General features: G+C 67.0%; 15 protein-coding genes. 10 read left to right on the top strand and 5 right to left on the bottom strand.

Going from position 1 to position 13,128, the window contains the following annotated elements:
• Position 1 precedes the first annotated feature (1 nt).
• Entirely contained in the window at positions 2 to 832 is an 831-nt protein-coding gene (locus GV792_RS18300; protein WP_175584524.1) for an SDR family NAD(P)-dependent oxidoreductase, read from the top strand.
• A gap of 68 nt (positions 833 to 900) precedes the next feature.
• A complete protein-coding gene (locus tag GV792_RS18295; protein ID WP_163825350.1) occupies positions 901 to 2,097 on the top strand; it encodes a TetR/AcrR family transcriptional regulator in 1,197 nt (398 codons plus the stop codon).
• A gap of 4 nt (positions 2,098 to 2,101) precedes the next feature.
• On the opposite strand, the gene GV792_RS18290 is transcribed toward GV792_RS18295, so the two are convergent.
• On the bottom strand, positions 2,102 to 2,761 hold the full coding sequence (locus GV792_RS18290) for a GNAT family N-acetyltransferase (RefSeq protein ID WP_309138535.1): 660 nt from the start codon (positions 2,759 to 2,761) through the stop codon (positions 2,102 to 2,104).
• A gap of 321 nt (positions 2,762 to 3,082) precedes the next feature.
• Between GV792_RS18290 and GV792_RS18285 the strand changes: the two genes are divergently transcribed.
• Positions 3,083 to 3,925 carry a hypothetical protein gene (locus tag GV792_RS18285; RefSeq protein WP_163825349.1) on the top strand — a complete coding sequence of 281 codons (843 nt, stop codon included), beginning with the start codon at positions 3,083 to 3,085 and terminating at the stop codon, positions 3,923 to 3,925.
• Between the two features lie 2 nt (positions 3,926 to 3,927).
• Positions 3,928 to 5,097, top strand: coding sequence for a S8 family peptidase (locus GV792_RS18280; RefSeq protein WP_175584534.1), 1,170 nt, complete (start codon positions 3,928 to 3,930; stop codon positions 5,095 to 5,097).
• Between the two features lie 51 nt (positions 5,098 to 5,148).
• On the opposite strand, the gene GV792_RS18275 is transcribed toward GV792_RS18280, so the two are convergent.
• Positions 5,149 to 6,327 (bottom strand): winged helix DNA-binding domain-containing protein, encoded by a 1,179-nt coding sequence (locus tag GV792_RS18275; RefSeq protein ID WP_163825347.1) that lies wholly within the window; start codon positions 6,325 to 6,327, stop codon positions 5,149 to 5,151.
• A gap of 88 nt (positions 6,328 to 6,415) precedes the next feature.
• On the opposite strand from GV792_RS18275, the gene GV792_RS30120 reads away from it, so the two are divergent.
• Both GV792_RS30120 and GV792_RS30115 read left to right on the top strand, forming a co-directional pair.
• Positions 6,416 to 6,724 (top strand): hypothetical protein, encoded by a 309-nt coding sequence (locus GV792_RS30120; protein WP_306044008.1) that lies wholly within the window; start codon positions 6,416 to 6,418, stop codon positions 6,722 to 6,724.
• 92 nt (positions 6,725 to 6,816) lie between these two features.
• The gene (locus GV792_RS30115) at positions 6,817 to 6,969 is read left to right on the top strand and encodes a hypothetical protein (RefSeq protein ID WP_306044007.1); all 153 of its coding nucleotides are present in this window, start codon (positions 6,817 to 6,819) and stop codon (positions 6,967 to 6,969) included.
• 108 nt (positions 6,970 to 7,077) lie between these two features.
• On the opposite strand, the gene GV792_RS18265 is transcribed toward GV792_RS30115, so the two are convergent.
• Positions 7,078 to 7,620 (bottom strand): CAP family protein, encoded by a 543-nt coding sequence (locus GV792_RS18265; RefSeq protein ID WP_163825346.1) that lies wholly within the window; start codon positions 7,618 to 7,620, stop codon positions 7,078 to 7,080.
• Positions 7,621 to 7,966: 346 nt separating this feature from the next.
• Here GV792_RS18265 and GV792_RS18260 point away from each other — a divergent pair, with 346 nt between their 5' ends.
• The gene (locus GV792_RS18260) at positions 7,967 to 8,842 is read left to right on the top strand and encodes an LLM class F420-dependent oxidoreductase (RefSeq protein WP_163825345.1); all 876 of its coding nucleotides are present in this window, start codon (positions 7,967 to 7,969) and stop codon (positions 8,840 to 8,842) included.
• 133 nt (positions 8,843 to 8,975) lie between these two features.
• Here GV792_RS18260 and GV792_RS18255 read toward each other — a convergent pair whose 3' ends face one another.
• On the bottom strand, positions 8,976 to 9,518 hold the full coding sequence (locus GV792_RS18255; protein WP_163825344.1) for a YaeQ family protein: 543 nt from the start codon (positions 9,516 to 9,518) through the stop codon (positions 8,976 to 8,978).
• A 122-nt stretch (positions 9,519 to 9,640) separates the two neighbouring features.
• Positions 9,641 to 9,994 (bottom strand): DoxX family protein, encoded by a 354-nt coding sequence (locus GV792_RS18250; RefSeq protein ID WP_163825343.1) that lies wholly within the window; start codon positions 9,992 to 9,994, stop codon positions 9,641 to 9,643.
• Between the two features lie 90 nt (positions 9,995 to 10,084).
• Between GV792_RS18250 and GV792_RS18245 the strand changes: the two genes are divergently transcribed.
• The 3 genes from GV792_RS18245 (at position 10,085) to GV792_RS18235 (ending at position 13,107) form a co-directional block, all read left to right on the top strand.
• Entirely contained in the window at positions 10,085 to 10,978 is an 894-nt protein-coding gene (locus GV792_RS18245) for a LysR family transcriptional regulator (protein WP_163825342.1), read from the top strand.
• 176 nt (positions 10,979 to 11,154) lie between these two features.
• Positions 11,155 to 12,093 (top strand): SGNH/GDSL hydrolase family protein, encoded by a 939-nt coding sequence (locus GV792_RS18240; protein ID WP_256673838.1) that lies wholly within the window; start codon positions 11,155 to 11,157, stop codon positions 12,091 to 12,093.
• A 36-nt stretch (positions 12,094 to 12,129) separates the two neighbouring features.
• Positions 12,130 to 13,107: an esterase/lipase family protein gene (locus GV792_RS18235; protein ID WP_163825341.1), complete on the top strand. Its 978-nt coding sequence runs from the start codon at positions 12,130 to 12,132 to the stop codon at positions 13,105 to 13,107.
• The last annotated feature ends 21 nt before the right edge of the window (positions 13,108 to 13,128 follow it).

Raw genomic sequence — 13,128 nt, 5'->3', positions numbered from 1 at the left:
TATGGGAAATCTGGACAACAAGGTCGCCATCGTCTCCGGGGCCGGGCGGGGCATCGGCCGTGAAATCGCGCTGAAATTCGCGGCGCAGGGCGCGAAGGTGGTCGTCAACGACCTCGACGCCGAACCGGCGAAGGAGACCGTCGCCGCCATCGAGGTGGCTGGCGGCCAGGCGGTGGCCGTACCCGGCAGTGTCACCGACGAGGACTTCGCCGAACGGTTCGTGTCCGCCGCTGTCGACACCTATGGCGGCCTCGACATCATCGTCAACAATGCCGGCTACACCTGGGATTCGGTGATCCAGAAGACGACCGACGATCAGTGGGATGCAATCCTCGACGTGCACCTGAAGGCGCCGTTCCGGATACTGCGCGCCGCTCAGCCGGTCATCGCCGGGCTGGTGAAGCAGGCAAAGGAGGCGGGGGAGCCGGTGCCGTGCCGCAAGGTTGTCAACATCTCCTCGATGGCGGGCACCGGCGGCAATGCGGGACAGGCGAACTACTCGGCCGCGAAAGCCGGTGTGCTCGGCCTGACCAGGACGCTGTCCAAGGAATGGGGCCGCTACAACGTCACCGTCAACGCGGTCGCGTTCGGTCTCATCCGGACTCGCCTGACCGAGGCGCCTGCCGATGGCAGCAGCACCATCGACGTCCAGGGCAAGGAGCTGAAGGTCGGCGTGAATCCGGATCTGCTCGCCGCCATGGAACGCTCGATTCCCTTGGGCCGCGCCGGGACCCCCGCGGAGGCCGCCGGTGCGGTGTACCTGCTGTGCACCCCGGAATCGGATTATGTCAGCGGCCAGACCCTCATCTGCGGCGGCGGTTTCAACTTCTGACACAGTGCTGAACGAGCTGGCCACACGCTCGCTATACCCTTTCCCGGACCATGCGTGAGGAGGAGATCGTGACCGCGAGCCGAGCCGAGCCGGTAGCGCCGAACCGCCCGGCTCGTGGTACCCGCCCGGCCAATCGGCGGGCGTTGATCATCGCGGCGGCAGCCGATCTGTATTTCCGCAACGGCTATTCCGGCGTGTCGATGAAGGATGTCGCCGATGCCGTCGCGATCGGCCCATCGGCGCTGTATCGCCACTTCGGCGGGAAGCATGATCTGCTGCACGCCGTGGTCGCCGACACATTGACCACGGTCGTCGCCACCCTCGATGGGCTCATCGCCGACCCGGCCGCTGATCCGGCCGCGACCCTGGCCGAAACCATGCTCGCCCATCGTGGCGTCGGGGTGCTCTGGCATGCGGAGGCAAGGCATCTGAGTGCCGACGTCCGCACCGAGTTGCGGCACCAGTTGCGGGGTATCGGCGCGCGGCTGGCGGAGATCCTGCGCCGCGGCAGGCCCGAGCTCGGTCCTGCCGAGGCCGATTTCCTGTCGTGGTGCGTGCTCGGGGTCACCACCAGCGCCTCGTATTACCATCTCGAGCTGCCTGCCGATCGGTTTGCCGCCCTGATCGCCGGTATCAGCCGAGCCGCGGCAGGTGTGCCCGTCGCACCGCTGCCGCCGCCGCGCCCTGCCATGGCACCCGAGCCACAGTGGTCACCGAACCGGCGCGAGGCGATTCTGCGCACGGCGACAACGCTGTTCGCGCGCGACGGATTCGCCGGTGTCGGCAACGACGATCTCGGCGCCGCGGTCGGTATCGCGGGACCCAGTATCTACAACCATTTCGACAGCAAAGCCGATATCCTCGCCACCGCGATGCGCCGCGGTAACGAACTGCTGCGCGCCGATATGGTCCGCCAGCTCGGACGGGCAGATAGCACCACCGACGCCGTGCACCGACTCATCGTCAGCTACTGCGAGTTCGTCCTCGAGTACAACGATCTGATGCGCCTGCTGACCTCGGAAGCCGACCGGCTGCCCGACGGTGAACGCGAGCGTATGCGCCTGGTGCAACGCGAATACATCGCGGAGTGGGCGCAGCTACTACGCCAGATTCATCCGCAGTGGGATGCCGAGGAGACCCGCATCCGCATCCAAGCCGCGTTCACCGTGGTCAACGATGTTGCGGCGACCCCACATCTGCGGGCCATCGACACCATTGGCGAGCCGACCGCTGCGGTCTGCCGGACGATCCTCGACGTCGGCTGAGCGTTCAGAACTCCCGGACCATCGTCCGCTGACGCACCTTCCGGCCCTGATATCGCACGCCAGGAACCAGCGGTTCGGGCCCGTGCGCGCGGAATCCCATGCGCTCGAAGAACTTCACCGCTCGACCGTTCTCGACCAGGGTTTGCAGGTGGCAGCCCGGTGAATCGACCGAACGCAGACGCGCGAACCACAGCTCCATCATCGCGTCGGCGGCACCGGTGCCGCGTCCTTCTGGCGCGATATTGATATGCAGGTGAGCGGGCCAGTGGGGGTCGGTGAAGTCTTCCGAGGAGGGGGTGCGCCGGATCTTCGCGGTCATCGTGTCGACGGCGGCGCGGGCGAAGAACAGTGCGGAGCGGGACAGGAAGATCGAGCGGTAGCGGCGAAACGCCTGCTCCATCCGCTCGCTCTCGGGTGGGAACGATGAGGTATTCACGCACCCGGCGAGATACCCGATCAGCTGCCCGTCGGCTTCTGCCACGAACAACGAATCGGGTTCGAGGTCCATGTACGGATCGAGGTACACCGCCGCCTCGGAGTCGAGGTGTCCCCACAGACTTTCGGTGGGCGAACCGGCGCCTGCGCGGCCGAACAGTTCTCGTAGCGCCGAGCGGTCGGATTCCTGAAACGGGCGAGCGTCCATGGCCTCGATCGTAGTGATCACCGGGCGAACAGTGGGCAATAGCCTGCGCGGATGGGCGGTTCGATGCGCTGCGGATCCGGGGATGGGTATTGCCATGGCTGGCAGGTTGTGGGTTTGACACTCGAAATAGCTCCGTGTTTGCGTACCTCGCACGGTGTCGCTCGCACGGGCGGCCCCAGGGGGCGGATCGAGAGCCTGTCTCCGTGTGTACTTTGCCGCCTACGCGGGCGAGGTCGGGGAGCTACCGCTCCGCCGGAAGCCGATCCGCTCGGGAGAAGGAAAGAGATGTCTTACCCGCCGCCTGGTCCAGGCAGCGCACCGCCGTATGTCCAACAACCGCCGATGTCGGCGCCCCGGCCGCCAGGTGGGCCCGGCCTGCCGCCTCCGCACCAAGCGCCGTGGCCGCCGCAACCTCCGTACCAGCAGACGCCGCCTCCGGGCGGCGGCGCCGGGCGCAAGGTACTCGGTGGAATACTCGGATTCGTCGGCGTCCTGGCTCTTGTGGGTGGCGGCGTACTCGCCGAGAACGCCTACAGCAACCATCAGCAGCTGCTTCCCAACGCCGCCTACGGCGAGAACCTATGGCGGGATGAACCGGTGGACAAGGTGTTCCCCGAGACACTCGGCGGCCGGACCGGCTACGGGGGCGGGCTCTACGACCCAGAACAGGCGATCTGGAACCGGGTGGGGATCTCGGCCGACACCGAATGCGATAAGGGCCTGACGCGGCACACGCTGGAGGCAGCGCAGACCAACGGATGCAAGGCGGTACTGCGAGCCACCTACGTGGACACGACCGCCAACATGGTCGCGACGGTCGCGCTGATCGTGCTGCCGATGGGACCGGAGGAGAGCGGCCCGAAGAACAAGGTCGCCGACGTCTACCTGGACAACCGGCTCATCGAGGGCGCTGTCGCCCCGTACGCGGTCCCCGACACGCTGGCCGCCGGGTGGAAGGACCGCAACGGCTCCTACCTGCATGCGATGTACGGCAATGAGTTTCCGTACGCCATCGGAGCCAGCATCGGCTCTGTGGACGGCTACGTGGCGGGTGAACTGCCCGAAGAGTGGGGCGAGCTCGGCGGCCAGGACACCGACCGCGATGCGTGGCACGCCAATGCCCAAGACTTGGTCGACCTGTTCTCCGGGCATCTGGTCGAGCTGAAGAACGGAGATCTGCGGTGACGATGCGATCCCTCCGTGGCGGCGTCCACGCTGTCGCGGCCGGCCTGTTGTGCATAGCCGTCGCCTTCGGTGCGGCGCCGACCGCATCCGCCGAGGACGCACCTGTCAGCTGGGAGTTCGATGCCCTCGGCCTGTCGGCCGCGCATGCGAGCACTCAGGGCGAGGGCGTGACCGTGGCCGTCCTGGACTCCGGCATCAACGCCGACCATCCAGCCCTCGCAGGACGCGTGGACATGGTCGGACCGGATTTCTACAACTCCGACGGCCTTCAGGCGGGCGACGCCGAGTACGGCATCCATGGCACCGCGATGGTCTCCGATGTTCTCAAGGTCGCCCCGAAGGCTCGAATCATCGCCGCACGGGTGACCAACGACCAACAGGAGGAGGACGGCAAGCTGGAACGCACCACGGACGGTGTGACACCGGTGGCCCATGGGATCGACTGGGCTGTCGAGAATGGTGCCGACGTGATTTCGATGTCTCTCGGCGGCGGCCTGTTCGCCGAGTTCGACGGCACCGAGGTCGCGGCCGCCGCCCGCGCCGTGCACAAGGGCGTCACGCTGCTCGCGGCCGCCGGAAACAGCGGCGGCAGCGATGAAGTCAACGAGGGCAACTTCCCAGCTGGCTACGCGAATGTCATCTCCGTAGCCGCGACCCAGCCCGGCGGCGGGCGCGCCGAATTCAGCACCGTGCGAACGCACAACACCATCGCGTCCCCCGGAGTCGGCATCGTCAGCGCCGACAAGGACGGCGGCTACAGCCCGGTCGACGGCACCTCTCCGGCCACGGCGCTGGCCTCGGGTGTGACCGCACTGATGCTCGCGGTGAATCCCGACCTGACTCCGGCGCAAACCCGCGCGATCCTGATGAGTACGGCCGATCACCCGGCGGGCGGGCACGATGCCCTCGTCGGGGCCGGGCAGATCAACGCGGCTGAAGCGGTCCGCGCGGCCGGCGCTCCACCGGAGATCGACACTTCGGCAAAGGCATACACCGGCGATCTCGAGAATTTCGGTGAGCCGACGGGCACTCCAAGGGGGGTTCAGGCCCCGATGGAGACCAGCATGTTCACTGCCGGGATCGGTGCTGTCGGTGTCGGGCTGCTGCTGGTCATGGTCGGTGCGCTGTTGATCATCCGCAAGCCGAAAGCATCTCGTAACCACGGCAGGTGAGCGCTGCGCAGGCACCGAAACGGCGGCCGTCGGCCACGTGCGCAACCGGACCTAGGCAGTGAGTTCGCGTTCGAGCGGGGTGCGGAAGCGGGGGATCGGGCGGACCTCGCCGTACCAGGCGCCGATGCGCTCGGCTTCGGCGTCGATCATGGTGACGGCGTCCGACCCGACGTCCTCCAGCAGTCGCAGCGCGATCTCACCGTCCTTGCGCTGCGCCCAGCCGCCGACGATGCGGCCGTTCCACCAGATGGTCGGCCCGATATTGCCGTTGCGGTCGAACAGTGCGCTCGCGTGGTCGCCGAGGTACCAGGCGCGCGACTGCCAGCCCATCGGCGTTGGGTCGAGGGCGGGGAGCAGCGCCGCCCACGGTTCGGGCTCCTCGACCGGGTCGAGGTCGTCGGTCAGCACGACGCCGGTGCCGTCATCGAGCTCGACCTCGGTGACGTCGAGGCGGGCCAATGTCTTGCGCACCTCGCCCAATGTCCATCCGGTCCACCATTTGATGTCGCTGACCGGTGCGGGCCCGAATGCGCGCAGCCACTGCCGGACCAGTTCGTCGCGCGCCGCGTCGGCCGGAATCGACACCACACCGTCGGGTAACCACGATTCGGTCGGCGCCCACGAGTATTGGCTGCTCGACCAGCTGCCGTTGGGGCGCCCGCGCACGATCCGCCCCTCCGCGCCGAGCGTCACCAGGACCCAGGTGGTGATGTTGGTGGGGCGCGCATAGGCCTTGTCCGGAGTGGGATTCACCTGCGTGCGCAGCAGTGGCACGTCTTTACTCAGCTGTGCGCCGGTCGCGGCGCCACGTGCGAGCAGCGCCCGGTGCGTCTCGTCCTCCACCGCAGCCAACCAGGACGGCACGTCACCGTCGCCGATTCCGGCCTGCTCCAGGTACTTTCCGTAGGTGCGCCGCTGCTTGTCGGCCAGCGCGTCCGCGCAGGAGGCCTGCAGCACGGGAACCAGCTCGACCGGCGCGACGAACATCGTGCGCCGCATCGCCAGCATCCGCAGCAGTGAACGGTCCTCGTACAGCGCCTGCTCGATATCGCCTGGTGCGATCCCGTCGCCACGTGCGGCGACCGATAGAAACACCGTCGCCGGATCGGTCGCGTGCAGGACCACCAGCGATCGGGCGATATCGGCGACATTCCCGGTCCGCGCCTGCCACACCAGTCGATGCCTGACCCCGAGCCGTGCCCGTCGTTGTGCGGTGTCGATCGAACGCATATGCGAATAATAGCCGGAGTCGGCGCCGACACGGGGTCATCGGCAACCATGGCATCCGATGCGCCGGAGGCCCTGGCAGGATCGGGCCATGTCCGATTGTCTGAGCGCGGAGGACCTGGCCCGACGCACCTCGTCCGCTGTCGACGCCGCGGTCGCGGTTGCGCGAGACCTGGGGCTCACCGTCACCGATCCGCGGGTGCTGCACGACCTGTTCTCCGTGGTGGTGCATCTGGCGCCCGCACCGGTCGTGGCGCGGATTCCGACTGTTCTGCCCGGCAATGGCGGACTCGAGGGGCTGGCGCGCCGTCAGCGATCAGAACTGAACGTGGCGCACTGGATCGCGGAGCAGGGGCCCGGTGATCCCGCCCAGCCGGCTCGTGTCACGCGAACCCGTTGAGCGCGACGGTTTCTCGATGACACTCTGGCGTTCGCCGGGGTTGATGGCGATCTGTTCTCCGATTTCGAGCTGGTTACCTTGGGGTCGGTGGAATGGGATCTGGCGGCTCTCGGCCCGATCTGGAAGCCGCCTACGATCGTGGTGCGCGGCGCAACAGCATGCGGACGTTGGACGCGGGCGTGATGAGGTTCGTGAACGCCATTGGCATGCTGCGCGTCGTCGCCTATCTCGCGCTCGCCCCATAACTTCCAGTGTTGGTGGAGTACATGACGTCGGCGATCGAGCATTGGCGTGCGACGCCCTTCGCCGGGGGATTCGCCGAGTGATGCTCCCGATGTGGGCCGGGCGCCGCCTTACCGCGGGCGCGGCACGTTCTGCTCGAAGTTGCTGCGCCCTGTGACATTGCCGTGCTCCAGGTAGAGCGCGACGACGATGTGTTTGTTGTTCTTCGTGCTGAATCCGACACCGAGTCGCGTGCTCGCCTTCCATACGAGCTGGGTGAAATGGCCGGTGTTGTTGGCAAAGCCCGGGTTGTTGTAGTCGTAGTCGGCGATCTCGTCGTACCAGACCTGTGTCGCGACCTCGACATTGTGCACCGCATCCGAGGTGCCGCCCGTGGCCATGAAGAGGTTCTCGCCGGCGCCGTTCTTGTGCGGGCACGAGTGGTCGATCGTCCCTTTGTCGGCGTAGTACTGGGCGCATTTGCCTGCCCTGGTGACCAGATCCTGGGTCAGGGACATGGCCGGTGACCCGTGGCGGGCCCGATAGTTGTTGTGCGCGTCGAGCCCGGTGTGCGCGTACTGCGGGAAACCTTGCCCGGCGGCGGGACCCGCGATCGCGACGAGCGCGGCGAATACTCCCGCAGTGGTAATCGACAACATCCGACCAGTACGCACAGTGACTCCTCGATGTGGGTAGCACATGAGCAACAGACGATTCAGAGCTGGAATGCCAACGGCCCGCGTAGATCTGGGGCCGGAAGGAGCGTACCGCTCACCTCGTGCCAGGGCGATGTGCACGGAAACCCCCGTGATGGGAAGTCGGAAGCGAATGGTGTTCCCTCGGCTCGGTGCGGTGGACTCGAGCACACTCGACCCAGCGGGCGCCATGTGCCGCCGCGGGCGGGCCTGTGGCGAATACGCCGTTGCCCGCGACGACGCGTTCGGCGGACACGCTTGACCTGGAGTGCACTCCAGGTCATAGCCTGTGTCGCATCGGCTGCCGATCTGAGGAGATCATCGAATGGACCTCGGCTTTCACATTCCCAACTTCGACATCGACGGTGGTACCGGCGCGATTGCCGGCGAATTGGCCAGAGTGGGTGCGGCGGTAGAGGAGTCCGGTGCGACCTGGCTGTCGTTCATGGACCACTACTTCCAGATTCCGCCGACTGGTATGCCGGCAGAGGCGAACATGCTCGAGGGGTACGCCACCCTGGGATATCTGGCCGCGCACACCTCCACGGTCGAACTCGGCCTGCTCGTCACCGGTGTGACCTACCGTCATCCGGGCCTGCTCGCCAAGATCGTCACCACCCTCGACGTGCTGTCGGGCGGGCGTGCGGCACTCGGCATCGGTGCGGCGTGGTTCGACCGTGAACACGAGGGTCTCGGTGTCCCGTTTCCTGCCATCTCTGAACGCTTCGAACGCCTCGAGGAGGCGCTGCGCATCTGCGCCCAGATGTGGGATCCGCAGAACAACGGGCCCTTCGGCGGCAAGCACTACCAGCTCGCCGAAACCCTGTGTTCCCCACAGCCGATCCACCGTCCGAAGGTGCTCATCGGTGGCGGTGGTGAACGCAAGACGCTGCGCCTGGTCGCCGAATACGGTGACGCCTGCAACCTGTTCGCCACCTCACCCGCCGAGGTCGAACACAAACTCGGCGTCCTGCGCAAGCATTGCGACACCCTCGGTCGCGATTACGAAGCCATCCGCAAAACCGTCATGGCCGACCACTCCTATGCCACCCCGGACACCAGAGACGAATTCGTCAGGGTGATGGCCGACTATGCGAAGCTCGGCATCGACATGGTCGTGACGATGCCACTCGACGGCTCGCCCGCGAAGTGGATCGACAGCATGGCCCCGGTAGTTCCGCAACTCGCCGAACTCGGCTGAACCGCCGGCCGAGTCTCAGCGGCCGGCCGGTCCGAGGATGCGGTCGAGCAGGTGGTCGACCAGTTCGGCCGCGAAGATCGTCGCCGGATCCATACCGGCGACTCTTTCGGCCCGCCGGATCGGTCCACTGCGCCTATGTCAGCCGGTGCTCCTCGATCGCGGTGCTGAAGGCCGAGCCGTTGAGATCGAGGTACAGCAGGCGTTCGGTGACCGAGATGGTGGCATCGGTGCGGCGGTCGATGGCGGCGGCTGCGGACTCGATGACCTCGCGGTCGAAGCTGTAGAGGGGGATGGTGTCGGCGCGGTGGATGCGCTTGCCGGTGAGGGCGGCCAGGACTTTGGTGGGGTCGCGGTGGGTGTAGATGGCGACTCGGTCGGCGAGTTTGGCGGCGCGGTGGATGCGGTCGGCGTCGGGAGCACCGATGTCGATCCAGGTGGTGAGGCGGCCGGTGAGGTCGCGGACGAGGACGGCGGGTTCATTGGTGGAGGAGACGCCGCCGTCGCTGAAGGTGATGCCGTCCTCGTGTTCCAGGCAGTAGGCCAGCAGGCGAGTCAGCATGAACTCGGCGGTTTCGGACGGATGGCGCGCGACCCGCAACTCCAGGTCCTGGTAGACGCCGCGATCGACGTCGGCCAACTGGATGGTGAAGGTGTACAGAGTCGCGCTGAGGGCCATGAGCGGGAGCTTACGGTGGGCATGCGGCAGCTCGATGTCCGGCCGATCGCGCGCCACCAGCGGCCGTCGGCTGGAATGACAGCGCGCCGTCGACGGTCGCGAAAACCTCCGAGCCGGTGTGCTCAGCCGAGGTAGTACGCGAGGGTCACGGCGAAGTTCGCCGTGACGAGCGTGAGAGCTACCCCGGCGCCGATGAGATCGAAGTCGCGGACACGAAGATGGGCGATAATCGCGCACCCGAAATGCAGGACGAGCCCGCCGGCCGCGGCGATGCCAACGGCGGGCAGGGCGAACCCGGCGACCAACCCCAGCGCCCCGGCGAGAAACACGGTGCCGATCGGCCGCGTCCACGACAGCGGTACCCGAACCTGTTCGGCTGCGGCGACGGTCACCGGATGCCGGGTGAAGTTCATCCACACTCCGCCGAATGCGCCGAGCGCGGTGATGCAGGTCAGAGTCACGTACAGGGCGAACACGAGTGGGCCTTCCTTCTTCGACGAGATGCACATTCAGCCTTGCCGCCGACCCGGTTGCCCGTCCAATACCTGCATCCATAACCTGATGGCATGGATGTGGACACCCGGCTGCTGCGCTATTTCGTGGTGGTCGCCGACGAGGGCAACCTCAGCCGCGCGGCCGAACGGTTGTACGTGTCCCAACCCTCGCTCACCAAGCAGATCCGCCGGTTGGAGGAACTGCTCGGTGTGCCGCTGTTCGTCCGATCGCGGGCCGGAATGACGCTCACCGAACCGGGGCAGGTGCTGGCCCGTTCCGTGCCGCTGTTGCTGGTGGACTGGCAGCGTGCGGTGGCGGAAGTGAAAACTGCTGCGGCCGAACAGGATCGGGTGCTCAGGGTGGGATTTCTCGCCAGCGCGGCGAACGAGGCGACCCCCGACATCATCGGCGCGTTCGGTGAACTCCGGCCCGGCTGGCGGGTGGAGATGCGGCAGAGCTCCTGGGGGGATCCGACGGCCGGGCTGGCGGCGGGCGACGTCGACGCCGCGCTGCTGCGCGTGCCGTTTCCCGGCCAGGAATCCTGGCGTATCGAAGTCTTGTTGACAGAACCGCGCGGGGTAATGCTGCCGAGCACCCACCCCCTCGCCGGTGCCGACACCATCGCCTTCCATCAGCTGTGGGACGAGCCGTTCATCGCCGCCGTGGGCACGACCGGCGAATGGCGGGACTATTGGCTGGCCACCAGCGAACGCCAAGGGCATCCGGTACGGATCGGCGCCGTCACCGAGCACACCGATGAATGGCTCAGTGCGATCGCCAATGGTTACGGCGTCGCCCTCGCTCCGGAATCGTCCGGGCGCTACTTCCAGCGCCCTGGTGTCGTATACCGTCCGGTGACGGGTATTCCGTCGACTCAGGTGGCTGTCGCCTGGGACCCGGCGACCGGCGCTGCGTCCGCCGTCCACGACTTCATCGCGAGCTGCCTGCGCTTTCGCCAGGAGTGAGCGCCGGACCGCCGGCTGCTGTTGTCCGGTACTGGGGTCGACGCCGGCGCCACCACGACTTGCACGTCGCCGCTGTTTGCGCGGCGTCCGGAGGATCGGTGACGTGGCTCCGGTATCGATCGCCAATCGACGCAAAACCGCCCCTGGCGACGGTCGGTCTCGCTAGAGTGCCCGTAATGAGACGGCAGCGTCTCAATGCGGGAGCGGTGCGGCACCACGGTGTCATGCCGCCACAGTTCGATACCGAGGTCATTCCGATGCGCACAACACTCCATCGTCTCGCCATGGTGCTCGCACTCTCCGTGCCGGCCATGCTCTCGGCGGCGACCGTTCACGCGGCTCCGGCAGCTGGTGCGGAGTACGTGGCGCTCGGTGATTCGGGAGCCGCGACGACTGGAGTCGTGGACGTCGACCCGACGGCGCCGTTGGCGTGTATCCGATCGAACTCGAACGCACCGACGCTTGTGGCGCAGCGATTGGGCCTCGAACTGGACGACCGGACGTGCAGTTCCGCCAAAATCCCCGACCTGACCCGCTCACAAGCTCCCGGTGCCGGACCGCAATTGGACGCGCTTGGCCCGAATACCCGGATCGTCACACTGCACATCGGCGCCAATGACGCGAACATGACCCGCTACATCCTGGGCGGCTGCCATGCGGGTGCGGTGACCGGCGGTTGTGCGGCCGCCGCCGACCCACAGTGGGATGCCGATATCGACGCGATCGCCCCGGCATACGCCGCAGCGCTGGACGAGATCTCCCGCCGCGCACCGCATGCCACGATCTTCGTCGATGGCTGGCCGACCTACCTCGGTGCGTCCAGCTGCCCCGCGATGCTCGGTCTGCGCGACACCGACGCGCCCTACATCCAATCCAAGTTCGCCCGCCTCAACAGCGTCGTTGGCCGCGAAGCGGCAGCGCACGGCGCGATCTACATCGATACCGTCGTCGCCTCGCCGTCGGCGGGTATGTGCGCCGATCCGTCGGTGCGCTGGTTCGACCCGATCCTCGCCGATCAGACGCTGCTGCCGTACCACCCCACCCTGGCGGGCCACCGTGGCGTCGCCGACCGCATCGTCGCCGCGATAGGTGACGCCGGGATCGTCAACCGCTGACTTCTCCGCCAACGAACACCGGAAGGATCCTCGACGATGAGGCCGACCATCGCCCGGCGCGCCCTGCTAGCCGCGACCACCGTGCTATCGCTCGCGCTGGGCGCGGGCGTCGCCGCTGCCGCACCGGACAGCGCCGCCCCCGCATTGCGGCCATCGGTGCAGACCGTCGAGCAGGCACTCACCTGCACCGGCGACCTGAGTACCGGTCCGACGCCGCTGCTGCTGTTGCACGGCACCACCTCCACGTCCGTGGCGAACTGGTCGTGGAACTGGGACCGCTACCTGGACGCGCAGGGCTGGGCGCACTGCGATCTGCAATCACCGGACAACGCGACGGCCGATATCCAGATGAACGGTGAGTACGTTGCCCGCGCCATCCAGATCATGTTCGAACGCGCCGGGCGCCCGATCTCGATTCTCGGCCACAGTCAAGGTGGCATGGTGGCGCGGTGGGCGCTCGCGTTCTGGCCGGAAACCCGTGCCATGGTCGACGATTACGTCGGATTCGCCTCCTCGAACCACGGATCGCAGCACCCCGTGCAGGACTGCCATCGCACGAAGAAGTGCTCGGCCGCGCGATGGCAGCAGACCGGAGGCTCGAACTTCCTCACCGCCCTCAACAGTCAGCCCGAAACGTTCGCCGAGGTCGATTACACCGTGGTCGCGACCGAATTGGACGAGATCGTCATGCCCTACACCTCGGCTTACCTCCCGTCGGGCAGCAACGTCACCAATGTGGCGGTCCAGGACCTGTGTCCCGGTCGGCTGGTCGAACACTTCGGTATGGCCTACGACAACACCGCCTTCCAGCTGGCAGTCGATGCGTTCACTCATGACGGTCCCGCGCAACCCCATCGGGTGGGTGGCGCGGGCTGCGCCGACATGCTGATGCCCGGTGTCGATCCGGCGAGTTTCGTGCCGAATTCCGCTATGGCGCTGAACGAGTCGATCCAGGCGACGCTGTTCGCGCCGACCTTGGGCGGGGAGCCGCCGCTCATGCCTTACGCCCACTGAGGGGAATAGCGTACGGCCACC

It is taken from the genome of Nocardia cyriacigeorgica (assembly GCF_010868145.1).
GTDB classification, from domain to species: Bacteria; Actinomycetota; Actinomycetes; order Mycobacteriales; family Mycobacteriaceae; genus Nocardia; species Nocardia cyriacigeorgica_D.
This window is presented reverse-complemented; position numbering and strand designations above follow the sequence as displayed.